The sequence below is a fragment of the Aeromonas sp. YN13HZO-058 genome (genome assembly GCF_001921245.1).
GTDB classification, from domain to species: Bacteria; Pseudomonadota; Gammaproteobacteria; order Enterobacterales; family Aeromonadaceae; genus Aeromonas; species Aeromonas allosaccharophila.
Genome location: NZ_MQSY01000028.1, coordinates 62892 through 87785, shown reverse-complemented (window position 1 = coordinate 87785; position 24894 = coordinate 62892). Strand labels below are relative to the sequence as shown.

Annotated in this window: 23 protein-coding genes, 1 other RNA gene and 2 pseudogenes; 10 read left to right on the top strand and 16 right to left on the bottom strand. The window is 52.2% G+C overall.

Annotated elements, in window-relative coordinates; translation table 11 throughout:
- Positions 1-23: 23 nt before the first annotated feature.
- Positions 24-356 carry a cell division protein ZapA gene (gene zapA, locus BSP75_RS06670; protein ID WP_005333910.1) on the top strand — a complete coding sequence of 111 codons (333 nt, stop codon included), beginning with the start codon at positions 24-26 and terminating at the stop codon, positions 354-356.
- Between the two features lie 16 nt (positions 357-372).
- A non-coding RNA gene (gene ssrS / locus BSP75_RS06665) (6S RNA) lies at positions 373-554 on the top strand.
- 177 nt (positions 555-731) lie between these two features.
- Here the strand turns inward: ssrS and emrD are convergent.
- The 3 genes from emrD to BSP75_RS06650 form a co-directional block, all read right to left on the bottom strand.
- On the bottom strand, positions 732-1928 hold the full coding sequence (emrD, locus tag BSP75_RS06660; RefSeq protein WP_075112663.1) for a multidrug efflux MFS transporter EmrD: 1197 nt from the start codon (positions 1926-1928) through the stop codon (positions 732-734).
- 262 nt (positions 1929-2190) lie between these two features.
- A complete protein-coding gene (locus BSP75_RS06655; protein WP_042060215.1) occupies positions 2191-2853 on the bottom strand; it encodes a glutathione S-transferase N-terminal domain-containing protein in 663 nt (220 codons plus the stop codon).
- Between the two features lie 217 nt (positions 2854-3070).
- A complete protein-coding gene (locus BSP75_RS06650; protein WP_075112662.1) occupies positions 3071-3526 on the bottom strand; it encodes a hypothetical protein in 456 nt (151 codons plus the stop codon).
- 199 nt (positions 3527-3725) lie between these two features.
- Between BSP75_RS06650 and suhB the strand changes: the two genes are divergently transcribed.
- Positions 3726-4529, top strand: a complete 804-nt coding sequence (gene suhB, locus BSP75_RS06645; protein ID WP_042060219.1) for an inositol-1-monophosphatase — start codon at positions 3726-3728, stop codon at positions 4527-4529.
- A 413-nt stretch (positions 4530-4942) separates the two neighbouring features.
- Here suhB and BSP75_RS06640 read toward each other — a convergent pair.
- A pseudogene (locus BSP75_RS06640) lies at positions 4943-6574 on the bottom strand (methyl-accepting chemotaxis protein).
- Between the two features lie 341 nt (positions 6575-6915).
- On the opposite strand from BSP75_RS06640, the gene BSP75_RS06635 reads away from it, so the two are divergent.
- The 6 genes from BSP75_RS06635 to pseC all read left to right on the top strand — a co-directional run bounded on the left by BSP75_RS06635 (position 6916) and on the right by pseC (position 12814).
- The gene (locus tag BSP75_RS06635; protein WP_075112661.1) at positions 6916-7848 is read left to right on the top strand and encodes a ZIP family metal transporter; all 933 of its coding nucleotides are present in this window, start codon (positions 6916-6918) and stop codon (positions 7846-7848) included.
- Between the two features lie 169 nt (positions 7849-8017).
- On the top strand, positions 8018-8710 hold the full coding sequence (mtnN, locus tag BSP75_RS06630; protein ID WP_075112660.1) for a 5'-methylthioadenosine/S-adenosylhomocysteine nucleosidase: 693 nt from the start codon (positions 8018-8020) through the stop codon (positions 8708-8710).
- A complete protein-coding gene (locus BSP75_RS06625; RefSeq protein WP_075112659.1) occupies positions 8707-9669 on the top strand; it encodes a cobalamin biosynthesis protein in 963 nt (320 codons plus the stop codon). The genes mtnN and BSP75_RS06625 overlap by 4 nt, the downstream gene beginning before the upstream one ends.
- Positions 9662-10498, top strand: coding sequence for a cobalamin-binding protein (locus tag BSP75_RS06620; RefSeq protein WP_075112658.1), 837 nt, complete (start codon positions 9662-9664; stop codon positions 10496-10498). Before BSP75_RS06625 ends, BSP75_RS06620 begins: the two co-directional genes overlap by 8 nt.
- A gap of 157 nt (positions 10499-10655) precedes the next feature.
- On the top strand, positions 10656-11660 hold the full coding sequence (gene pseB, locus BSP75_RS06615; RefSeq protein ID WP_075112657.1) for a UDP-N-acetylglucosamine 4,6-dehydratase (inverting): 1005 nt from the start codon (positions 10656-10658) through the stop codon (positions 11658-11660).
- Positions 11657-12814, top strand: a complete 1158-nt coding sequence (gene pseC / locus BSP75_RS06610) for a UDP-4-amino-4,6-dideoxy-N-acetyl-beta-L-altrosamine transaminase (protein WP_075112656.1) — start codon at positions 11657-11659, stop codon at positions 12812-12814. Before pseB ends, pseC begins: the two co-directional genes overlap by 4 nt.
- Positions 12815-12853: 39 nt before the next feature.
- Here pseC and BSP75_RS06605 read toward each other — a convergent pair whose 3' ends face one another.
- From BSP75_RS06605 to BSP75_RS06585, 5 genes are read right to left on the bottom strand one after another with little or no spacing between them, the layout of a single operon-like run.
- Positions 12854-13609: a phosphocholine cytidylyltransferase family protein gene (locus BSP75_RS06605; RefSeq protein ID WP_075112655.1), complete on the bottom strand. Its 756-nt coding sequence runs from the start codon at positions 13607-13609 to the stop codon at positions 12854-12856.
- Positions 13610-14230 carry a gamma-glutamyl-gamma-aminobutyrate hydrolase family protein gene (locus BSP75_RS06600; protein WP_075112654.1) on the bottom strand — a complete coding sequence of 207 codons (621 nt, stop codon included), beginning with the start codon at positions 14228-14230 and terminating at the stop codon, positions 13610-13612.
- Positions 14227-16611, bottom strand: coding sequence for a PEP-utilizing enzyme (locus BSP75_RS06595; protein WP_075112653.1), 2385 nt, complete (start codon positions 16609-16611; stop codon positions 14227-14229). The genes BSP75_RS06600 and BSP75_RS06595 overlap by 4 nt, the downstream gene beginning before the upstream one ends.
- The gene (locus tag BSP75_RS06590; RefSeq protein WP_075112652.1) at positions 16608-17333 is read right to left on the bottom strand and encodes a formyltransferase family protein; all 726 of its coding nucleotides are present in this window, start codon (positions 17331-17333) and stop codon (positions 16608-16610) included. Before BSP75_RS06590 ends, BSP75_RS06595 begins: the two co-directional genes overlap by 4 nt.
- Complete coding sequence (locus tag BSP75_RS06585; protein WP_075112651.1) at positions 17330-17890, bottom strand: hypothetical protein; 561 nt, start codon at positions 17888-17890, stop codon at positions 17330-17332. Before BSP75_RS06585 ends, BSP75_RS06590 begins: the two co-directional genes overlap by 4 nt.
- Positions 17891-17994: 104 nt before the next feature.
- Here BSP75_RS06585 and BSP75_RS06580 point away from each other — a divergent pair.
- Positions 17995-18461 (top strand): annotated as a pseudogene (locus BSP75_RS06580) (DDE-type integrase/transposase/recombinase); the annotation flags it as partial.
- Positions 18462-18606: 145 nt separating this feature from the next.
- On the opposite strand, the gene BSP75_RS06575 reads toward BSP75_RS06580, so the two are convergent.
- The 7 genes from BSP75_RS06575 to BSP75_RS06545 all read right to left on the bottom strand — a co-directional run bounded on the left by BSP75_RS06575 (position 18607) and on the right by BSP75_RS06545 (position 24891).
- Positions 18607-19143 (bottom strand): adenylyl-sulfate kinase, encoded by a 537-nt coding sequence (locus BSP75_RS06575; protein ID WP_075112650.1) that lies wholly within the window; start codon positions 19141-19143, stop codon positions 18607-18609.
- A 4-nt stretch (positions 19144-19147) separates the two neighbouring features.
- Positions 19148-20095 carry a hypothetical protein gene (locus BSP75_RS06570; protein ID WP_148140636.1) on the bottom strand — a complete coding sequence of 316 codons (948 nt, stop codon included), beginning with the start codon at positions 20093-20095 and terminating at the stop codon, positions 19148-19150.
- A 94-nt stretch (positions 20096-20189) separates the two neighbouring features.
- Entirely contained in the window at positions 20190-22016 is a 1827-nt protein-coding gene (locus BSP75_RS06565) for a hypothetical protein (RefSeq protein ID WP_075112649.1), read from the bottom strand.
- Between the two features lie 2 nt (positions 22017-22018).
- Complete coding sequence (locus tag BSP75_RS06560; RefSeq protein ID WP_075112648.1) at positions 22019-22798, bottom strand: cephalosporin hydroxylase family protein; 780 nt, start codon at positions 22796-22798, stop codon at positions 22019-22021.
- Positions 22785-23516 (bottom strand): WbqC family protein, encoded by a 732-nt coding sequence (locus BSP75_RS06555; protein ID WP_075112647.1) that lies wholly within the window; start codon positions 23514-23516, stop codon positions 22785-22787. The genes BSP75_RS06560 and BSP75_RS06555 overlap by 14 nt, the downstream gene beginning before the upstream one ends.
- Positions 23516-24202: a formyltransferase family protein gene (locus BSP75_RS06550; RefSeq protein WP_075112646.1), complete on the bottom strand. Its 687-nt coding sequence runs from the start codon at positions 24200-24202 to the stop codon at positions 23516-23518. The genes BSP75_RS06555 and BSP75_RS06550 overlap by 1 nt, the downstream gene beginning before the upstream one ends.
- Complete coding sequence (locus BSP75_RS06545; protein ID WP_075112645.1) at positions 24199-24891, bottom strand: class I SAM-dependent methyltransferase; 693 nt, start codon at positions 24889-24891, stop codon at positions 24199-24201. Before BSP75_RS06545 ends, BSP75_RS06550 begins: the two co-directional genes overlap by 4 nt.
- Positions 24892-24894: the final 3 nt, after the last annotated feature.

Below are 24894 nucleotides of genomic sequence, written 5' to 3'. Positions count from 1 at the left end.
AGCTCCGCCGTATTGAGGAAGGCATGAGCACAGAGGCCGTAGAAATCGTCATTTTGGGACGTCCCTACAAGGTATCCTGTCCCTTGGGACAGCAGGATGCCCTGCGCCAGGCCGCCGAGCAGCTGACCGACAAGTTGATCGACCTGCGTCAACGTTCCAAAGTCTCCAGCAACGAGCAATTGGCTATCATGGCGGCGCTCAATTTCTGTCATGAGCTCTGCCTTGAAAAAGAGAAGAACCACCAATACTCTGAGACCATGGACAAGCGGATCAAGATGCTGCAGCGCACCATCGAAGCGGCCCTGATCGAGCACGGACAATATGGTGATTCCAGCGAAGAGGGGCAACAGCCCTAATCGCAAACCGTTTTAAAATTCCCTGGGATGTTTGTCAGCCGGTTCAAGTCCCCGAGCCGATAATCATACCCAACAGGGGATCGGCCTTCTGGCTATTGCGCATGCTCGGCACGACCGAGAAGCCTGCGGTCAGATTCGATTCCCGCCTTGAACCTACGGTTCAAGGGCCCAAACCGGCAACGGCATCTCGGGGTACCAACAGCAAAAGCCCGTCACCAGCGTGACGGGCTTTTTCTTTTCTACCCGACCAACATCCAGCGATGACACCGCCGCGATCACCGCATCAAGCGAATGCGATCTCCCTGCCCGTTCTTCGGATAAAACAAAGCCCACCGCTGAGGGTGGGCTTGCTCCAGGCACAAAGAGAGCGGCTGATCAGACGGCCATCTGCTCGTGAGGGGCGCCGTGGTGGCGCAACCAGACAAAGCTCAGCGCCACGATCAGCACCATCAGGGTCATGATGGCACCCAGGGTCACCTGACCGGTCATCGGGAAACCGGCGGCCAGCAGAGTCACGATACCGGCCCCCAGATTCTGCATCCCGCCGAGAATGGCACCGGCTGTGCCGGCCTGACCCGGGAAGGGTTCGATGGCGCAGGAAGTAGCGGTCGGGTAGAGAATGCCACTACCGATGAAGTAGACCGCCGCGCCACCAACCAGCGAGGCAGCACTCACCACACCGAACAGCCCCGGCACCAGAATGATCAGCGATCCCAGCGCCAGAAAGGCGATACCCAGACGCATCAGCTTGCCCTGGCTCAGGCGAAAGCTCAGCTTGGCAGAGAGCCAGGCACCGAACAGATAGCCGGGCAACGGCAGCACGAACAGCACGCTCACGGTGCGGGCGCTCAGTTGCAGCACATCACCGAGCAATACACCGGCCGCTGCTTCAAACACCGCCAAACCGGCAAAAGTCGCCATCAGGCAGAGCAGGTTGCCCTGAAAGCGCGGGTTACCGAGCACGTGGCGATAGGCAGCACCGACGCGCAGCGGCTGACGGGCTGCAGCAGGCAGCGTCTCACCAAACCAGGCCATGATCGCCAGAGTGGCTACAGCACCAAAACCGAACAGGAACCAGTAACCGGCGCGCCAGTTGAACAGCTCGGTCAACCAGCCACCCAGCACCGGCGCCAGCAGCGGGGAGAAGATCACCCCCATACTCACCAGACTGTTGGCGCGGTTGAGCTCGGCGCCGTTGTAGCGATCGCGCATCACGGTACGGCTCATGGCACCACCGGCACCGGTCCCCAGCCCTTGAATAAAGCTGCCCACCAGCAAGGCGGTGAAGTGCGGGATGAGCTGGATGGTCAGGGTGCCCACCAGAAACACCATCATGCCGACGATCAGCACCGGGCGACGGCCGATACGATCAGACAGCGGCCCGTAGACAAACTGGGAGAGGCCATAGGGGATCAGGTAACAGGCCATCACCGCCTGCAGCTGGCCCGAGGCCACATTGAAATCCCCCGCCATCATCGGAATGGAGGGAACATAAAGGGTCTGGGTCATCTGGCCCACAGCGACCATCAGAATGGTCAATAAAAACAACGGATAAAAACTGTGCCGATCCATATCAGTCCCAAAAAATCGAAAAAATGCTGCCGCCCCTCTGGCACAAAATAGCCCAGAGGAATCCGATCACAGATGCTGTGATGCAATCAAAAACAGTGTTGGAAACAATAGGCGGGGAGCCCGCCAGACCACCGCACAGGACGCTTGGTGGTATGGGGGCATCATAGTGACTCAGCTCACAAAAAACGAACGAATCTTTATAATCAGCTTGCCCTAGTTTTTCTAATATTACGGGGCAAAGCGCCCCGTCGGCAGTTAAAAATCAACGCGTTACCATCTGCTGCGCCTGCTTGATCAGCTCATCGGGCTGCTCCTTGCGCGGCGGTATGGTGATCCCCTTCTGGCAGGCAGGCTTCTCTGCCATACGGGCCATCCAGGCTTGCAGATGAGGCAAGCCTTCGATCGAGATGCCGCTCCAGTCATAAATACGCACCCAGGGCCAGGTGGCAATGTCGGCGATGCTGTACTCATCCGCCAGATATTCGTGGTGGGCCAGATGGCTGTCGAGCACCTCGAACAGGCGGCGCCCCTCTTTCTGATAACGCTCGATGGCGGCGGGGATCTTCTCCGGGAAGTAACGATAGAAGACGTTGGCCTGCCCCATCATGGGCCCGACCCCGCCCATCTGGAACATCAGCCACTGGATGGCCTGAGAGCGGCGTTTGGGATCGGCGGGCAGCAACTTGCCCGTTTTCTCCGCCAGATAGATGAGGATGGCACCCGATTCGAACACGGCGAAATCGTCGTTATCCCGATCGACGATAGCCGGAATGCGGCCATTGGGGTTGATGGCCAGAAACTCCGGCTTTTTTTGATCCAGCGCCGACAAATCGAGGGGAATGACCCGATAGGGCAAACCCAGCTCTTCGAGGGCGATTGCCACCTTGAAACCATTGGGGGTCGCGGCGGTGTAAAAGTCGATCATGATTCACTCCTTGTTGGTCATAGCCGGATAGTTCGAATCGGAATAGTACGACTCGAAATAGTAGGGGTCGGTATAGATAGCTCGGCTCGATGGCGAGACCAAACCATTGCCGCCTCATCTTGCAACAAGTCACCGACAGCGGGCCATTAAAAAGCAACGCACCGCGAGCCGATATGGCCTGCAGTGCGTTGTTTGTGTAATCAAAAAACAGGCGTGACTAGTTGAGCATGGCGACCGGCTTGCGCTGGCGCAGCATGATCAGGCGGGAAAGCAGCGGGAAGTAGGACTCCAGCTTGCTCAGCAACACCCGACTGCAGGCAGGCTCGGCCAGCTCCGACTCATCCAGTACGATGCCGTTTGAGACAAAATAGAAACGGGGATCCCGCACATCCGGCCCGCAGACCGTCAACTCCTTGTCCCCCTTGCGGATCAGCAGTGGCAAGACCGGCAAGCCGATCGTCTCGTCCTCTGCGCGGGCAAATCCGGCATCCTGCCAGGGGGCATCCCCGTCGATCAGCAGGATCGCCGCCTCCGTCTTGGCCGGTTGCCACTGGGCAAGGGGGGTCACGGCGATGTGGGCAAAGTGATCACCATACTCCGGTGATGACCGCAAAATGGCCAACAGACCTTCACTGGTCGCTGACACGTTCTGACTCACTAATGACAAATTCATGGCTCATATCCCTATGCTCATGACAGCCGGTATCAGGCTGCTGGGATAAGACTAGCGCAGATCTGGTCTATATTGGAGCCGTCAAATCTGGCAGTGCTAATCAATTGGTCGTAGGGGGATAACAGTTGCCATCGCACAAAATACTGGTATCATACCGCGTCCTTTTATCCCCCGTTCTTTAACATCCAGTGGTGAACCTATGCATCCGATGCTGAATATCGCCGTGCGCGCTGCGCGTAACGCCGGTCAAGTTGTAGTAAAAGCCTTCTCCCAGCCCGAGAACATTGAGGCTATCCAAAAAGGCAGCAATGACTTCGTGACCAACGTTGACCGTGAAGCCGAAGCGGCCATCATTCACACCATCAAAAAATCTTACCCGGAGCACAGCATTGTTGCTGAAGAGTCCGGTGAGATTGCCGGTACCAATCCGGACTACCAATGGATCATTGACCCGCTGGATGGCACAACCAACCTTGTCAAAGGCATTCCGCACTTTGCCGTTTCCGTCGCGCTGCGCGTGAAAGGCAAAACCGAACAAGCCGTTGTTTACGATCCCATCCGTGACGAACTGTTCACGGCTACCCGTGGTAACGGCGCCCAGCTGAACGGCTACCGCATCCGTGTCGGCAAAGCCAAAGAGCTGGCTGGCACCGTGCTGGCAACCGGTTTCCCCTATAAGCAAAAGCATCACATCGAGCCGTACCTGAAGATGTTCCAGAGCATGTTCATCGAATGTGCCGACATCCGTCGCTCCGGTTCTGCCGCGCTGGATTTGGCCTATGTGGCTGCCGGTCGCGTCGACGGTTTCTGGGAAATCGGCCTGAAGCCTTGGGACACCGCTGCCGGTGAACTGCTGGCCAAAGAAGCCGGCGCTATCGTCACCGACTTCGTAGGTGGTCACAACTACGAAAACTCCGGCAACATCGTGGTTGCCAACCCGCGCGTCCTGAAAGAGATGCTCGGCAAGATCCGTGAAGAGCTGCCGGAGTCCCTGGCCAAATAAGCCCGCTTCCCAGCATTCACCAAGATAAAAAAACCGGCGCAAGCCGGTTTTTTTATGGCTGCGATATGCCCTGTAAGGCCACACCAACCCACAACTAATTCTCTCCTCCCCCGCAGCGGGCATACCATCAGCTCACCCATACTCAATCCCCAAAACAGTTAGTCGCCCTTCTCTCGTTATCAAATACGCCTTAACCAACCTTCTTGAATATCACCACACAGGCAGGGATAAGCATTTGATCTCCCTCCATCTTTGCCCTGACCTTCATCCTCTTACGGAGAACCCCGACCCCCAGGTCTCGTACCAATCGCCAGATAAAAAACACCCGGCACATGGCCGGGTGTCGTGAGGGCATGCAAAGCGCCCCGACTTTTTATGCATGAAGAGGCCGGTGTACGCCCCCAGCCCCTTTATCAGGCGAGACGGAAGCGCCCGATAGTCTGTCTCAGACCAACGGCCAGCTGGCTCAGCTCCAGACACGCGCGGGCAGTATGATCCGCCCCCTGCGCCACCTCATTGGCGGATTCATTGATCCGCTCGACGTTGCGACCCAGCTCGTCAGACACCGCATCCTGCTCACCACAGGCGCTAGCAATCTGGATCGCCATATCGGCGATCTGCGCCACCGCCTCTTCGATCTGCTGGATACCGGTACCGGTCTGCTCGCTTTAGGTCACGCACTGGCGGATCATGTCACAGCTCAGCCCGGTCACCTCTTTCGCCTGATTGGCGCGAGACTGCAGGGTTTCGATGATGGCAACGATCTCGCCGGTAGAGGCCTGGGTACGACCAGCCAGGGTGCGCACCTCATCGGCGACCACCGCAAAACCGCGGCCCTGTTCGCCGGCACGGGCAGCCTCGATCGCAGCATTAAGGGCCAGCAGATTGGTCTGATCGGCAATGCCGCGAATGACATCGACCACTACATTGATCTGGGCAGATTCGCGCTCCAGCTCGGCCACCAGCGTGCCGGCCTGCTCAATCTCTTCGGCCACACGGGTGATCGCCACCAGCGAGCGCTGCACATCCTGATTGCCACTGCGGGCCAACGCATTGGCGGAGCTGGCTGATTCGGAGGCGCTCTCGGTATTGCCCGCTACATCGGCAACGGTCGCCTTCATCTGGGTCATGGCCGTTGCCACCAGCGAAATCTCTTGCTGCTGACTCTGGATCCCTTTGGCGGACTGCTCGGAAACCGCACTCACTTCTTCAATCGCAGCGCCCAGTTGGGTAACCGCAGCTACCACCTCTTCAATCAGGCCACGCAGGTTATCCTGCATCTTGAGAGAGGCCTTCGCCAGCGCTCCCAGCTCGTCACGACCGATATGCTGGCGCTCCAGCTGGTGGGTCAAATCACCCGCAGCAATGGCATTGGCCTGCGCCACCACGGCCTGCAGTGGCAGACAGATTTGACGAGTTAAGAACCAGGTCATGGCCATCATAAACAGCAGCAGGCTCCCGATGCTCACCATGGCAAACGAGATCACCATGCTGATACTGCCAAGCAAGCTGCTGCGGTTTTCCTTCACAAAACCAAGATTCACATCGATCAGAGCATTAACTGCCTGCTCCAGAGAGCCGAAAGCCGCATTCGAGGCAAACAACTGTTCCTTGGCCTGATCTTGTTGTCCTTGTACCAGCAGTTGATCAAACTCGTTCACTGAACGTTGATAACTGAGCCACTGTTGTTTGGCTTGATTAAACACCTGACGCTCATGATCAGCTCCGACTGTCGCCTCATAAGCGTGAAATGCGTTGTCTACTTTCTGGATGTTCTGTTGGATCCTGCTGCGACGAGCTTGCAGATCAGCGGCATCGTTCACCATCAGCAAGGCAAACTGGGCACGACGGACATAGGAGACGTCATAGAGCAGGGTTTCGACCGACAGGACACTCGGCAGCGTAGAGTCGGTAAAGTTCAACACCCGATCACGCACACCGCGCAACTCGCTGGAGAGAAAGATGCCGAATATCACGTTGACGGCGGCAATAACCGCAAAGACCACGGCAATTTTTTTGCCGATGGAGAGATTCTTGTAAAACATAGTGGCGGGTGATCCTCTACTGCTGACAGGCGAATGGAGTGTGGCGAACACATCCCTATGAGCAAATACCCGGACCTTCCTGACGGGAAAAATAGCAGAACACCGGGAAGATAGGGTTCCGCAAAGGCGCGCACGCCAGCACAAAGCGACCACCTCCTCACTTTTCTTTAAAAATTAAAAGCAACTTAACAAAATCAACAACCGGAGCCGGATCACAAAAACCACCCCAAACTCAGCTGGCACCATTTTCCCGATAGCGGCAATCGTCTTGCAGACATGGACAAGGGGTGGCCGAATCGATGTAATGCCACCATCCACTTTGCACACCCCGAGGTCATATCATGGACCATCTTTCAGCCCTCCACCCGTTATCCTGGCCACAGCAACTGCGCAGCCAGATGCAAAGTCGCCCGCTCACCGCTCTCGGCCTCTTTATCGCGCTGGTCGCGGTGCTGCTCCTGTTGCTGCAGAGCCTGATCATGCTGGCGACCAGCGACGTAACCAGCGGCGTGCGCTACGGCCTGATCGGGGGAGCAGCCGGTTTTGCCGCCACCGCCATTGGCGCCCTGCCCGCCCTATTCCTGCGCTCTGTGCCGCAAAAGGTCGAGGACACCATGTTGGGCTTTGCCGCTGGCATGATGCTGGCCGCCAGTGCCTTCTCCCTGCTGTTGCCTGGGCTGGAAGCCGCCGAGGGGATCACCGGCAACGGCTTTAGTGCCGCCGCCGTGGTGGTAGTTGGCATGACCCTCGGGGTGCTGTTGATGCTGGGGCTGGATCAGTTCACCCCGCACGAGCATGACAAGACCGGTCCCTGTGGCCCCGGCCACGAGCAGTGCTCCCGGGTCTGGCTGTTTGTCTTTGCCATCGCCCTGCACAACCTGCCGGAAGGAATGGCCATAGGGGTCAGCTTCTCCCAGGGGGATATGTCGGTCGGGTTGCCGCTTACTACCGCCATCGCACTGCAGGACATTCCGGAAGGATTGGCAGTGGCACTGGCCATGTGCGCCGCCGGTTTTCGCCCCTCGGTGGCAGTACTGGTTGCCATCGCCAGCGGCCTGCTGGAACCGTTAGGCGCCCTACTCGGGGTGGGCCTCTCCAGCGGCCTTGCCATCGCCTACCCGATAGGTCTTGGGCTCGCCGCCGGTGCCATGCTGTTCGTGGTCTCCCATGAAGTGATCCCCGAGACCCACCGCAACGGTCATCAGACCTATGCCACCCTTGGCCTGATGGCGGGCTTTGCCCTGATGATGACCCTCGACACCGCGCTTGGCTAAAAGCTCCCTCTCCTCTCTCATCAATGATTTTTGTCACCTGCGGCGCTCCCATATGGAGCGTCGTACTTCATCTATCCTTTCGCTTGTGCCTCTCGGCGCCGACGCCATCTTTTGTTATGATCTACAGCAACTTAAATTCAGCCACACGGCTAGCAAGACGAGGTCAGCAATGAAAGTAGGTATTATCGGCGCCATGGAGCAAGAAGTAGCCCTGCTGCGCAGCCAGATGAGCAACCCCACTACCCTGCAACTGGGCGGCTGCGAGTTCTATCAAGGTGAGTTGGCAGGCAAAGAAGTGATCCTGACCCGCTCCGGCATCGGTAAAGTTGCCGCCAGCGTGGCCACCAGCCTGCTGCTGGAAAAGTTTGCCCCCGACTGCGTCATCAATACCGGCTCTGCGGGCGGCTTTGCCCAGGATCTGCACATCGGTGATGTGGTGATCGCCAGCGAGATGCGCTTTCATGATGTCGACGTGACCGCCTTTGGTTACGAGATGGGCCAGATGGCGCAGCAGCCCGCCGCCTTCCCCTGCGACGAGCAGCTCATCGCGGTCGCCGAGGATTGCATCGCCGAGCAGGGCAAGCACCAGACCAAGGTCGGCCTTATCTGTACCGGCGATCAGTTCATGTGCAAACCGGACGCCATCGCCAAGGCCCGCGCCGACTTCCCGCAGATGCTGGCAGTCGAGATGGAAGGGGCCGCCATCGGCCAGGTATGCCACATGTTCAAAGTGCCCTATCTGGTGGTGCGCGCCATGTCCGACATCGCTGGCAAGGAACAGGTTGAATCCTTCGACGCCTTTATCGAAGTGGCAGGAAAGCACTCCGCCGAAATGATCATCAAGATGCTCGGCAAGCTGTGATCGAAACCGGCTCACTCGAAGTGATGGCCGACGCCCTCCTCTCGACGACGGCGGCCATTCTGGTGGGGGCGGCCCTGCTGGAGGCGGTGATCCCGTGGCCATCCTATCTGCGGCTCTCGGCCGTCATGCCCCTACTGACCCGGCTGGGTCACAAGGTGCACCGAGCCGATGGTACGCCCCGCCAGCAACTGCAAGCGGGCATGCTGGCGATGCTGGTGGTCTGGGTTCCCTGCGCAGCCGGACTCTGGTCGTTGCGCAATCTGGCTCTGAGCGAGCCGCTGTTTGACCTGTTGTTCCTGCTGCTGATGATCGAATCCCGTCCGCTGCGCGAACTCGCCCATGCCACCCGCTCGCTCGCCACGCAGGAGACCCTGCCGCTGGCGAGATTGCAGGCGGCCCCCTGGCTCAAGCGGGAGACCGGCAAACTTTCTGCCATGGGCATTGCCAAAGCGATGACCGAAAGTTGCGCCCTGCGTCTGGTCGGCCAATGGACGGGCCCGCTGCTCGGGTACGCCCTCGCCGGGGTACAGGGAGCCCTGCTCTGGCGGCTGGCCCAGCTGATGAGCCAGGGTTGGAGCATGAAGGATCCCGCCTTTGGCTATTTCGGCCGTGCCGCCAGCGCCCTCTATCAGGGGCTCAATGCCCCCACTATCCTGCTGCTGGGACTGCCGCTCCTGCTGCCCCGTATCAGGCAGGCCACTCAACTGCTGCGAAGCGGTGCACTCTGGCCCTATCCCGCTATCGGCATGCTGCTGACACTACTGGCTGACAAGTGCCGGATCCGCCTTGGTGGCCCCCGCTATTATCAGGGAACCTTGCAACGCTGGCCGGTACTTGGCAGCGGTCATGACCCCGATGGCGAGTCACCGCGCAAGGTACTCAATATTCTGCAAGCAATGGGCTGGGGCTGGTTGATGCTGGCGCTGCTTGTCACGGTGGCAGGGTTATTTCATGGTTAGATGGCTGCGATTGCTGTCCTGCACACTGCTGGCATGGTTGCCCGGTGCGCTGCTGGCGGCCACACCGAGCCGGGTGGTGAGCGTGGTGCCCCATCTTACCGAACTGCTTTACGACATCGGTGCCGGTGACAGGCTGGTGGCCGTTGATGATGCCTCAGACTATCCCACCGAGGTGAAAACCAAGCCCAAGGTGGCCAATTATCGCAGCATCAATGTCGAGGCCCTGCTAGCGCAAAAGCCGGACTTGATCCTCGGCTGGCGCTCGGCCCAGTCACGAATGCTGGCCCCGTTGGAGCAGCTGGGTATCCCGGTTTTCTACTCGGAGCCCACCGATTTTGCCTCGCTGGCCGTCGAGATGCGGGCTCTCGGCAAATTGCTGGGGGTGGAAAAGAGTGCCAACGAAGCCGCCGATCGCTATCTGGCGCGCCTGCATGACCTGCAACAGCGTTATGGCCAACCAACCGGCGTCAAGGTGTTCTACCAGCTTTGGTACCCGCCGCTCACCAGTGTCAGTGGCAATGCCTGGCCGGCTCAGGCCATCGAACTCTGCGGCGGGATCAACGTCATGGCGAATGCCAAGACCCCCTACCCTCAAGTGGACATGGAACAGGTGATCAGGGCCAACCCGGCGCTGATCCTGGCGGGGAGTCAAGATCCTGACGCCCTGCGTCACTGGCAGAAGTGGCCAAATCTTGACGCAGTGCAGCATCGGCGACTCGACCTGATCAATTCGGACGAGCTGCACCGCTTCACCCCGAGAGCCCTCAATGCGGTGGAGCAGGTATGCCAAGCTATCCGGCTCACCTCGCAGACATTACATCCATCTTGATAAGCTGCTGCCGATAAGCGTCAACCAGCGATATACTGGCTGGCGACATAATCTTTAAAACTGTTTTTATGAATGGATCACACTCTTTACCAAAAAAGCTGGTACTTTATTTGCTAGCATATGATTCATCTACTGTTTTTATGACGAGATGCCCACAATGTTCAACGATAAAACGCTACTGATCACAGGTGGCACCGGCTCGTTTGGCCAACGATTGGTCAAGACAGTATTGGAACGATATAAACCGAGACGACTCATCATCTATTCTCGTGACGAACTGAAGCAATTCGAAATGCAGCAGGAGTTTAACGACCCCTGCATGCGCTATTTTATCGGTGATGTACGAGACGCCAACCGGCTTACCATGGCGATGCGTGGTGTGGATTATGTGGTGCATGCTGCGGCACTCAAACAAGTGCCGGCCGCTGAATACAATCCGATGGAATGCATCAAAACCAATATCCATGGTGCCGAGAACGTCATCCAGGCATCGTTGCTCAATCAAGTCAAAAAGGTGATTGCCCTCTCTACCGACAAAGCCGCGAACCCAATTAACCTATACGGCGCCACCAAACTGGCATCAGACAAACTCTTCGTGGCAGCAAACAACATCGCAGGTCAGGATCCCACCCGTTTTGCCGTGGTCCGTTATGGCAACGTGGTCGGTTCTCGCGGCTCTGTCGTCCCCTTCTTCCAAAAGCTGATTGACCAAGGGGCAGATGCGTTGCCCATCACCCATGAGGAGATGACGCGTTTCTGGATCACCTTGCAGCAAGGGGGGGATTTCGTGTTGGACAATTTTGGGCGGATGAAGGGGGGGGAAATATTCGTTCCCAAATTGCCATCCGTCCGAATTACGGATCTCGCCAGTGCCATGGCACCGCACCTGCCACACAAGATCATCGGTATCCGCCCGGGGGAGAAACTCCATGAAGTGATGTGCCCTGCCGATGACTCTTATCACACCTTTGAGTTTGATGACTTCTTCATTATTGGCCCAACCATCAACTTCAATAATCGCAACAACGACTTCTCCAAGACAGCTGCAGGTGAAAAGGGAAAGATGGTCGAGCAGGGGTTTGAATACAACTCTCGCAGCAACCCTGACTTTTTCTCCATTGAACAGCTGCAGAAGATGAACCAGAGCAAGGTAACAGAATGATCCCCTACGGCCGCCAATCTATCAGTCAGGCAGATATCGATGCTGTCGTGGACGTTCTCAAGTCCGACTTCCTGACTCAGGGGCCAGTCGTTCCCCGCTTCGAGCAAGCAGTTGCCGATTACTGTGGAGCTAAATTCGGGGTGGCAGTCAATTCAGGTACTGCAGCACTCCATCTAGCCTGCCTGGCACTGGGAGTCGGCCTCGGCGACTGGGTCTGGACATCCCCCATCAGCTTTGTTGCATCCGCCAACTGTGCTCTCTACTGCGGTGCACAAGTCGATTTTGTCGATATTGAACCGGATACCGGTAACATGTGCGCTTTGGAGCTGGAGAGGAAGCTGCTTGCAGCCAAGGCTGCAGGAAAGCTCCCCAAGGTAGTCATACCGGTGCACTTTGCCGGCCTCCCCTGCGACATGCAGGAGATCCACCGCCTGGGCCAAGAGTATGGCTTTCGGATCATCGAGGATGCCTGCCACGCCCTCGGTGCCCGCTATCACGGTGAACCCACCGGCAATGGCCGCTACAGCGACATTACCGTCTTCAGCTTCCACCCGGTGAAAATCATCACCACGGGTGAAGGCGGCATGGCCATGACCAATGATCCTGTGCTTGCCAAAACCATGAGTATGTTGCGCAGCCACGGGATCACTCGCGAACCGGAAGACTTTATTAATGAGTCGGATGGTCCCTGGTACTACGAGCAGCAGATGCTGGGCTTCAACTACCGCATGACCGATATCCAGGCGGCTCTTGGATTGAGTCAAATGAGTCAGCTAGAGTTTTTTTTAGAGCAACGCCGGAATATAGCGGCCAGCTATCAGGCCAATCTGCATTGTCTTGAACTGGAGACCCTCGCCAATCGCGAAGGTCGCATCAGTGCATGGCATCTGTTTGTCATCAAGATGACCATCGACATGCGAAAACCCCTCTTTGAACAACTGAGAGAACAGGGTGTTGGAGTTAACGTTCATTACATGAACATAACCAACCAACCGTATTATGAAAAAGTCACATTCACTACCCCCTCGCAAGCTGAGGCTTTTACTAACAGGATAATATCCCTCCCAATTTATCCTGGATTAGGTGTTGTTCAAGAAGATGTCATTTCTAAGTTGAGAACAGCACTCTATGCTGTTCATCCATTGGAACGTTAATATGTCAGAACATATTTCAGCATCATAATGCGAGCATTATTAAATGAGGTCTCGCCAATCATGGCTCCAGCCGACCTCACGGGTTTTAGAGTCGTATAGCGTGATATCCTGCGGCTCATCCACTTCGACCCATCCTCCATCAATGGGAACAACTGCAATCGACTGTCCTGAATTAAGCAGCCGTTGAAGCAACGAAGTCATATCCAGCCTGTCCAGCACAACCTCATCCAAGGTCGCGACCAGTGAGCGGACCGCGCGCCAGCCGGTAGGCGTAAACTTGAGCAACCCCATGTACTGGCCTTGGATATCCGCCACGTCCAGCACTTTGTCACCAATACTGAGCAGCTGGCCATCATGGTGTCGAAAGCTCTCTGCATCTAATAGTGGATCCTCAAAACGTGCTGACCAGAGCTCGAACCAACGGGTGTCAAACGTGATGGCTATATTTGCATCAAGTTCCATTAATCGACGTACCGACTCTGGGCGGTAAGCGATATCACCATAGCTGACAATATGGCTATCTTCCGCCAGTACGGCACTTGCACACAGCAGACTGCGCACCATATTGGTTTGTTGCCATCGAGGATTATGATGACAAGTTCTACCATAATGGGCCAATGCCTCCGCACAATAGCCTGTCACCAGACTGATCTCTGACACCCCCGCGCGCTCCAACGCCATCATCTGCCACTCCAGCAGAGATTTTCCGGCAAGGATGGTCAAGGGCTTTGGCTTATGCTCGGTTAGACTACCTAATCGAGAACCGCGGCCAGCAGCCAGTATAATTGCTTTCATTCACTCCACCTCGAATAACCAACAAAAGAGCGCCCTGTCCATAGGCGAAAGAGTTATCTCACGCTCGGGGTGCCACATAATACCGACCCAAGGCAAGGTATTGTGTACAAAGGCTTCGCAAGTGTCCGCATGCCAAGCCAACGATTGCAACCCGGCAGCCGGACTTTTTATCCCCCAGCGATGAAAAGAATTGACCTCAAGGCACGATACTGTAGATGCCCAGGGCAAAGGGGCTGAAATCGTCACCTCATGGCGACAAGCTATATGCTCTTCCCCCAGTGACACCAGTTGGCCGCCAGCAAAAGTGTGCATAAATTGCATGCCACGACACACGCCAAGCACAGGCCATTGGTGCTGGGTAGCATATGCCAGCAGCACGTGCTCGGTCACGTCTCTGGCCGAGTATGTCCCCACATCATCACCGCCAGTCAGGATGAGAGCATTCACTCCGTGGCATTGCGCATAGGAAATCGTATCTGCGCCGAGGTTTGGCAGTAACAGCCATTGAAAGCCAATATCCAGTGCGCCAAGCAGCCGATACCAATCCCGGGCAATTCCGTCACGACGCTCGTTATACCCTTGGGCATCACAGCTCCGGGTGGTAATGCCAATGCGTCTCATACCAGTGTCACCGTTTTGTCGCGGCAATTGAGCACACCTTGCCGTCCACTCAGCAAGCGGCTGAACAATTGCTCGCCACAGCCAATGGCCGCCGGGATACCAAATTCAGCGCAACGAATCGCCATATGAGAATTGACGCCGCCATACTGAGTGATCAGTCCGGCAATGCCTCGGGTAAAGATCCAGTCATAGCCAGGGTCGGCATTTTCAATACACACTATTTTACCGCCAAGCCCCCAGGACGACTGGGTATTATTGGCCGACAACACTTGCAGCTGTGCCTCAATGCACTGTTGGCCGATAAAGTTGGCCTGTGCCCGGTGCATGGGCGCCACAAATACTTCCGAAGGATCCAGCACTAGGTGGCTAAGCGTTATCAGTTCCGCGTCTGCGCACCGGGATTTTGCTTGGCTGACCTCATTCAGAAGGTAGCGATCCAAATCATCGAGCTGTGGGTCGGTAATCAGTCCCAGCAAGCGGTCAATGCCAAGATATGACAAGTCATCCCGAGACAGGCCATTGTTAGCACCCCACAAGGTCAGAGCTGCAAGGGCATCGGATAGGTCCCTGGTAAAGACAAATTTGGCGTATTCCCGTCCGGCAATAGCATTTTGGGCATAACTGAAGAACTCTTCTGCGCTGATGCCCCACTCCTCTTCCGTGAGCAGGGTATCCATAGCTTCGGTCTCCTCCCGGGTCCAAGCAAAGGGCTCGCAGACACTAGATGACATCCTCAGTGCACTATCGACAAACAGGTCCGAGCGCTCATCATACCGTAGTGAGGTAATGTCATAGGTGCCCGGACGCAGGTGGCCGAACCTTGCCAGAAATATCTCCGATGTCATTCTGCTGTCGCAAACCGCTTGAAAGTCTCGGGTCAGCTCACCAGAGACTGTAGTAATGGTTGTCTTCCATTGAGCAACTCGAGCCTCATTTAGAACCCCAATCCGACTGGCCGACCGCAACAATGACTCAGCTACAAACCCATGACGGGCAATAATCGCGAAATGGAAGGTACCCAATTGCCGACATTCCTGCAGCAAATCCCGGACCCGTTCCAACCCCAACTCTGCCGCGCCTGTAAGACTATGGGCTGAGAATTGCTGCTGTTCGCGCATTGCAATCTGATCTAACGAATACTTCAGTCCTCCAAGGCCTTGTTTGGTGAGTATTGACCTTGTCAACCCAAACAGTGCGGTGCGGTAAGCCAATAGAGACTCACGCGAAAGCAAATCGGGATAGCGGCTGGCAAATTGGCTGTCAAAATCGAAATCAAAACAGGTGGGCACAATTTCAAACTCCACCTTGTCATGCAACTGGGGATTACTGGCCAATCGAGCTACCCAAGCATCAATCAGCAATGACGCTGTATTGGGGGCAAGTTGTTGTGGCAAAAACGAATTAAAGCTGGCCCGGACATCGATAAAAGGGTGCTGACCTACCATCAACATAAGAGGCTGATGCTTGGGATGGTGATAACTCATAGCCGCACGGGCCTCCCTCCAAATACTGTCAGTCACTAACTGGCGATACAGACTGGCGGCCAAGGGGCGAGGGTTGGCTCCGATAATTTCGGCAGGATTCCAGTCAGGCATAGCCCCCAACACACTGCGCTCGCCATACAAGCCAGACTTGGGCCCCAACTGCGTTTCAAGATATGCCCGAACATGAGCTAATTGTCTGGCCACTCGCCGCTCGGTGACCGGATGCCACTGGCGGTACAAGCTGATACGCCTGACCTGGAAAATGTACACAATACCCTGATTATCCAAGGCAAATTCGATATCCAGCGGCACCTCACCACACAAATCTTCCAGCTCCCGACAGGCAGCTATCAGTGCCCGCAATCGGGGGGAGCGAATCGCCTCAAGTGCACAGCCCCGATATACCATCACGGATTTCTCCACCCCATAGCCACCAGTAACAGTATCTGTCTTACCACTCTCATCGTCGTAATTGATGTTGTAGTAGGGAGCTCCGTGCTGAATATCGTGGGTCATCACCACCCCGCTCATTTGAATATCACTGAGCATGGGCTGGACAAGGATTTGATTACGCAAATCCGGCATTTTATCAAACGAAGCCACCACTACATTGATAGCATCGCATAGCGCCTCGGCACAGGATGCATCCACATTTAAGCAACTGGTGAAGGTACCTGCCATGGAACTGGTATCACCGTCCTCCTTCAGCGCACTGGATCTGACCACTACATGTGATGCTGTCAAGGCAGCTACTTTAGCCAGACATTGCTTTGGAGAGGACTGCCACTGTGCCACCATAAAATATTGCAAGGGTAGTATCTTGGCTTGCTTCAGTAGCGGCATCAACCGCTGGAGTGTTTCGGATTTAGTACCAAAGGAAAAGGTTCTCTGGGTCATGATGACCCCCTGTGACTATCCACTTTTTTAAGTGCCAGATGTTTGAGTACTGGATGAATAACAAAATATGCTGGCATCAACTCTTTCTGGGGCTGTGAACTGGGTAATTGCCCCGTAACTTGGTAATGGGCCAGAACTGCCGTCAATAGATCGGCTCGGATAAGATTGTCATACAAGTAATCCACATCCATGCCAGACGGTGGCATAGGATATTCCCGACTAGCAATCAATGGACCAGTGTCTATGGTCTGCGCTAGCAGAATGGCACTTGCCGCACAGCCGTTATGTTCCAGTATTTCATGATACAGAGTGGTACTTCCGCGGTAACGGGGTAGCAGCCCACTGTGAATATGGAGCACGCGTGTCATATTCAGCACAACTTCAGGCACCAGCTGACCACCATAGCCTGAGTACACAAGCAGGCTTGGGGATAGAACTTCAAGACAGGAAAGCAACGCCTCGCTGTCCAACGCACGCTCTTCCACAGTTACGAAAGGCCAGTCGGCAGCTTTCAATGAATCTTCCACCTGGATTGACAGGTCAGGACAGAACCATGGCAAAGTCCGAACCACTAAATCGCGTGGACTAGAAGGTATGTTGGCTCTACTCCCGAACACAATTACGCCCTGAGGACGCAGACCCTTATCTATCAATGCCTGGACATAAGCGGCAGAGCGAGCCGTTTGGGCACACAGCAACACGACACCATCAAGCAAGCTCATTGGCACTCCTTGATCAACTCTGTCACTTGGGCACGTTCCAGCACAATCAGCGCTGCAACACCAGCCTGTTCCGAAACAGACAAGCTCTGACCCACTGAGCAGAGGGTATCAAGTAGCTTAATGGCGACACTCAGCCAAAAGGTGTACCGTTGCTGGCACCATAGCTGCAGTGCTACTTCAGCCAACAGCAGATAAGGCCCAGGAACCCGGTATTCCACGGTACAGTGTTTATGGGGAGCGTCAGACTCATAAGAGCCGTATAGCCGCTTGCTAACCTCGAACTTTTTTACCAGCACCAGTGCCCAATAAACCTCTGCCTGAGTTACGACCTTCCCCTTCCTGAGTTTTGTAACCAAAGGCCAAAGACGCCGGATCGTATCGCAAGCCTCCTCTGACCTTTGCCACAATACGGGATCAGGCATCTGCTCAAGTAGACTGTTGCGCTGGTGAAAATACGCATCAATAAAGACATCACCCTGCCACTGGGAATACTGGTAGCTCTGGATCTGGGCCAGGTTGTCTTCGGTAACATAGGGGTAAGTTACATTGCATGTCATCACGCCTCTCCAGTGACACATCATGTACAATATTTTTAGCAGCAACCAATTGAAATAGATATAAAAAACCATGTCCCAATAACGTGTTGCATGGGGCGCCCCACACCCATGTCTGGGCCAGTGGTCGCAGGCATTACCTGGCCGCGGTGCTTGACCTGCATACCCGGCGGGTCGTGGGCAGGGCGATGTCTGACAAGCCTGATGCAGAATTGGCAATCAAAGCGCTGGAGAGGGCGTATCAGCAGCGGGGTTGTCCATCAGGCGTGCTGTTTCACTCCGACCAGGGCAGCCAATACGGCAGTCGGGCATTTCGGCAACGACTGTGGCGCTATCGCATGACCCAGAGCATGAGTCGTCGTGGTAATTGCTGGGATAACGCACCGATGGAGCGCTTGTTCAGGAGCCTGAGTAGCTTCCAGCAACGGGATACATGAGCCTGCGGGAAGCAAAGCGGGATATCAGTTATTACCTGATGGATTACTACAACTGGTGGCGTCCAAATCAACACAATGACGGGATGCCGCCAGCAAAAGCCGAGGTTCGGCCTAACCAAGTGTCCGGATTTAGTTGACCACTACAAGAGCTAATGGCATATGTGAGTGCGATAAACAAACTGAACACTCTTGGTCTGCCGGTCAGAAAGCCCGAGTGTAGCGGTCACCTAGAGCTGGGGAAGTCATGACTTTCTGGCTGATTTAGGCAACAACGCCGCACTATTAGGATAAGTTATTTACATGAGTAGCACCGAACAAGGCTATAATAGCGTCAACATAGCGGGAAATTTCAGATTGGTCGAAGTTATTGTTGATAATTAAGTCGGGGGATACTGGCTTGGCATATGGTAAGTCTATACCGACTACGTTATTAACTTCACCCAGAATTGCAGATTTGTATAGTGATTTATTGTCCCGTTCAATCAATAACTCCAGAGGGACATCAACGAAAACTTCCATAAAACTTGAATAGCAATCTCGATTTAATGCTGTGATATCAGGAAACATGGAGATAATACAGCAGACAACGTCGATACCCTGAGAATCCAACCATCCACACAATCGGTGCATCCGCTCACCACTCAATCGCCGCCCCGCGATGGAATAATCTGACGATTGAGCGTCATGAGAAAACAGTGCTCGCACCTCATCTCCATCCAAAAATAACGTCGCAGCGTTGTCAGTTTTCAATCTGCTGTAAAGTGAGCGCCCAATTGTTGTTTTACCCGAACCAGATAATCCTACCAACCAAATAACCATTTAATCACCCTATGTTATTCTTGGAAAGAATGTCACCGAGTCTACTCCAACGCCAGTATGGTTCAGATTTGTCATGAATAAAAACATTAAATAACTGAGGAAAGGCACTCATTAATTTGTCACGCCATATTCGCTGCCTTTCAATAAACATAAACGCGGTGTCAGCATTACATACAATGCCTTCGAAATAGAATAAATCAGAGTTCTGCTTAATTTCTGCAGTATCTCTCACCCATATATCTTTACCATCCGATTGTATATTTTCATAGAATCTAAAAAACTCAGACTTAGACAAATACCGTACATCCTTACCTGTCCCAACTTGCGTATCAACAGATGAGGAAATGCTGAATGAATAATCAATAATGGAAATGTCACTTTTTGAGATAAGTCCAAACAGTTGTTCTGCCGTTCTGATGGCATACAACAACGTGATCCCTTTTGCAAAAAACACATTTAAATGACTTGGCAGCTCATTTACATCCTCAAAAATAGACACATCATGAGAACTATGAAGCATTCTAGCCAAGATATTAAAATACTCAGAAATGTCAACACCAATCCATTTAATCCCTGTCAAATCTATTTTTTTTTGACAAGGTGACATCAATGCGTTTAGCTCCGTTAAAAAACCCATCCCATTTATACAACCAAATAACGTCTGCCCAAGTTCAAAAAAACTCCCTTGGAACAGCTCCAAAGCAATCAGCTTATTGCAGTTAAATACCAAGTCATCTTTATGATGTATCTCGTCCACAAAAAGATGCTCGACTGACTCAAACTGCCTGAATGAGAGTGCTGCCGTCATTTTATTATATGCAACGATGTCATTCGCATACCTTGCACCCATTAACCATTCATAAGCTTTTTCATGGGTTCTAAAATCATAAATTTGTCGAGATCCAGATAAAGGATTAACACTACCAAACTCGAGATAACTGAATTGACTCATTAAACACCTGCCTTTGACATTAATGATATTCGTAAGCGTATGTTTTATATAGGCATACCTATGAGACATCCGTAATTTCAAAAAATTCATACTGCTATTGCAGTAAACTCATTAATTCCGATTCAGCCTCATCAATAACTCCAGCTAAAAGAATGGCCGTAGGCGCGTCTGGGCAGACCGTCAGAATATCAACCGTTCCGCTAGTGTAGCTAGAGTGCAAAAGCTGAGTCATAATTTCTTTCACCGATGAATTGGAACAAATCACAATCTGATAAGCATCGGCTAGGGCATGTTCAGGGGCTACAATTCGGTGTCCTGCCAAAGTTTCACCCCAGCGACCAGGGTGGCTATCCACAATGGCGTTTATCATACCGACCTGTGCACCAAGGGTATCGATCACTCGTTGGGCTACCAACCCGGAACCATACAACACCAGACCATTTTCCGGTTCAACGAACTTAAGCTGTGACAGACTGAAAAATGTCAGGACGTCTGTAGGCACAGCAGCAACCACATCAGGCAGCGGTACCGAAAACAGCTCATGTCGATAGCGCCACCAGACGTTGAACACTGACTTGTCTCCCGACACCGACAGCACTTTTTTCTGCAAGCGTTGCTCGGCTATCGGCAAATAGTAAGAGGCAAGAGTAGTGGGTCGACAAAAGCTCTCAACTTCCATCAGTTGGGCAAGTTGCCAGTTAGGAAATCGTTCTGCTAGAGCAACAAAAAATAGATTGGCTATCTGCCCCTTGAGCAGTGCCAACACAATATCCAGCACTGTCAGAGGTATACCCGCGTCACCCAATGGTGCTTCCAACGGGTAGTAACGGCAATCCGCCATGGGTTGATGGGCCAAGATTGCTGGCAATCTGGCAACAAAACTGCTTACCGCATTACCGGCATTGTAAACTTGAGCGATGTTGCAACTACTGTGCAACGGATTGTTCAGGGCATCTGCCACCTTGGATGCCAAGTCCCTCCAGCCCACTTCCAAGCCATGGCCATATCCTGTGGCCGACATTCCGTCTGGAGACACCCTCAGCATCGGCTTGCCAGTACTCATGGGAAACAAATGATTCTGGTATTCCCGGTGGCAGATCATGACAGCACCACAGGCATAATCTGAGATATAGGAGTCACTATCGCTGAAGTAAAAATGCTCAAAGCTGTCACCAAATGCCGTGGCTTCAAGAATCAGTGGATGTTGCCTGTCCAAATGATGAGGACGAAAAACCACACGTGTAGAGGGAAATAGCTCAAGCAGTTTTTGCAACGTTGGCAGCAATAACTGGCTGACCCATTCAGGCTCAAGTGACAGTAGCGATAGGTGATAGATGATACAACGTGGCTCATCCCTATGAGCCTCTACTGCTCTGAGCATGGCATCGAGCTTTGGAACCCCAAACGGGATCTCGCAAATAAATTCGGCGTAGTGATTGCGCAGTGAGGAATGAAAGCGGTTAACAAACCGCAGATCTTCCAGTGGCGGCCTTTTTACCGGGGCAAGTACATAATCGAAGCAATAACCTCCACCGTAAATCTCCACCGTTTTTTCCAGTGGAATATCTGCACCGTGGGGTAGACCTATACGGATAATACCTGCAGGGAGTTCACTGTAAATCCAGTGGTTTGACTCAGGGCAGATAAAACAGTCAAAATCCACAAGTGCAGGATCACTTTCAGCAAAAATCACCAGTGGCAGATCGATGAAGTGTTCAATATACCAGTCCGGAGCTTGTTGATATTCAGCCTGAGTAACCAATGCACAAATCTGAATTTCAGGAAAGATCTGCAACTGTGATAAGAACTCCAGAGCCTGATTGGCAGCCGCGCTAAAACACAGGCGAATACCGATACGATACCCAGTATTGTCGTTTGGCGACGAATCAAACAACGCTGCCAATCCTTGATATATTGGCATAACTACTTCATCCGCTTTAGAAAACCATCCGGCGCGACGGTGATCTGCAACTTGGCAGGTATGTCCGCATCAATCACGAATTGGTCATGCTCATTAAGATATTGCCACACAGCCGTCTTGGGGTTATTACCTTTCCCCCATGGCCGGTCCGGGAACATACTATCTGGCATATCCTCAATAATGGTATCAAATACAACACAGTAACTACCTACGCTGACCAATGGGGCATACGCATTTAACTCGGCAAGAACATGGTCGTGCGTATGGTTGCTATCTAGACACACGAGTACTCTTTTATATTTCCGAGCAAAATCTCGGACTTCAGCAATCACCTTTTCATCCGTACTTGATCCTTGAATCATGTGAATCCTTGATGACATAGGATGTTTTTCAATCGCATCTCGATTATGACTCCGAATATCAATATCAATTCCGATGACCTTGCGTTCTGATCGTTTAGCATCAAATTTTTCATCACGTTCAATGGCTTCACACAAATCTAGCTGGGCCAGCATCGAAGCACTAAAGATCAGCGAACCACCATGTGCAATGCCAGTCTCAATAATAAGATCTGGACGTATTTCCCAAATCAACTCCTGCATTGCCCACGCGTCATTCGGAAACTGTATAGCAGGCCTTCCCATCCATCGAAAGTTATATGACCACTTATGGGGGGCTATCTCCCTAATCCAGATCCTTGATAAAGCTTGCAGATCCATATCTGACGCGAGAGAGAGAATATTTGTCTCAACTTCTTCTTTGAATAAATCATTGGGATTCATCAGCAAACTCCTGCCAAGGTATAGTTCCGGAATGGATAAATTTTTTCCCATGAGCCCCGCAATTTGCAATCAGGTCGAGAGCAGACACGTAGGGTGTAAACTCTCCGAACAATTGGGGGTATGCTGTTTTTTGATAGTTCATATATTCTACAGAAATGCCTGATTTTAAAAATAGCTCATGATTTAAGTAATTTTTAGCACCAAGCCCAGTGACATATATATTACCACCAAGAACCTTGACGATCTCAAGCAATCTATCAGTACTTTTACCATAAACCTCTAATTGAGTAGACTCATAGAAACTAGTATTTTGAGCTAAGCCAAAATAATCAGATAATGCGACAATAGAACATCTCGACAGGTCATTTAATGTATTGCATGGAAAAGAAAAAACCCCATCTACAATATCCATAACATCTTGAAAGTAAGGGGATACTGAAAAGGCCTCCTTGAGAATATTTTTGTGTTGTCTTTGCCAATTTGTTGAGTTGTCGATTTCTATTTCATTTATTTTATCTTTCTGATGATATTTTTTTAGAGGAACAGTCATCCAGACAATACCTCTTGACGTTTTAATTTGTACACGGTTGAAAAAACCACGAGAAAACTGAACATCATCATAGTGCACGAAACTATCAGCCAGACGGATTTGCTCAAGCAATCCAACCCATGGGAAGTACATAGATTGTGATATGACAACTCGTTTTTTATCAACCATTACCGTATCCAATATATTTTCTCGTTTTTCAAAAAATCTTCGAAGGCATCTGCTAGTTTTTTATTCCTGAGAGACTGGCTGTTCCATGGATGGGCAGGGTATGTGTTTAAGTAATCTTTAGACTTATATAAATAACTAACGCCATCCAGAAGTACTGATTCACACAAGACAAGAAATATATATAGCTTCTGCGCAAAAGAAAGGCGTTCCAATTGCTGTATGTCGCGCATGTTGACTACCGAGCCAACCACCTGAGCCACTAGCTCGCCACCGTCCGAGCTTCCATCAACAAAGTGAGCTGTTGCACCAACAAATCGGACCTTTTTTTCAAATGCCCGCTGCAGAGAGTTGAATCCAGGAAACGCTGGCAACAAAGAAGGATGTATATTTATGCAAGGTTTTAATGAGTATATCGACGAGCTGACCAGCCGGGTAAAAAAAAGACAAACCCAGTCGACATTTTTTTCAAAATATAACCACTGACTGGCTTTACATGAAAAACTAACATTATCGCCATCAATTATTCTAGTGTAAGAAATGCCTAACACGTCACAGGCATTTTCTATCCCGCATTCACGATCCGTAACCACGTATGCAGATACTTCATAGCCACACGACTTTAGCAAGTTAACGCCTGCGGCGAAAACAGATCCACCGCTTGAAGCAATAATACCGAGCCGCATCATAGTGAGCTTAACGCCGAATTATATTTCATATCACAACCCCTTTCTTTATAATCCAGATCCCGATATAAATAAATCGTATATTCGAATAAAGGATAAGAATGATCAATTCTAATTTTCGATGATAACTCACTCATGCACCAGGCGAGTAACTCCACTGGGTTTCGGTAATACAAATTATCAACTTGAAAATTAACATGGGTCGTCATGACATTGAAGGCGATACCAACACGACACAAATTAAACATTTTTTTTATTAGATCATGAGCATAGCGATCCATTTGTTTATGGCTGACATTCAGTTTTTGTGTCAATATACCATTGCAAACAACGTAGTCATATTGTCCAGAACAAGAATCATTTAATATATCAACACACTTCCATTCATCGTTAGGATGGAGGCCCTTTGCAGAGTTAATCATTGGCAAACTGATATCAATGCCTGTGTACTTTATTGGTATTTTTTTTTGTCTAATCACCTCAAGTAAACTTCCATATCCACATCCGACATCCAAAATTGAGTTGGCAGTTGAAATGCTAGTCACATCGATGACATTTAGCATTTTCTCAAGGCGCAATAAATGGTCAAATTTATTATCCCCCCAATCAACCCCTTTGGAATTTCGGCCATGCTTAATGAATGTCTTTGAATAGTGTTCACACAACACTTGACTAATTTCTTGATTATTCATTTT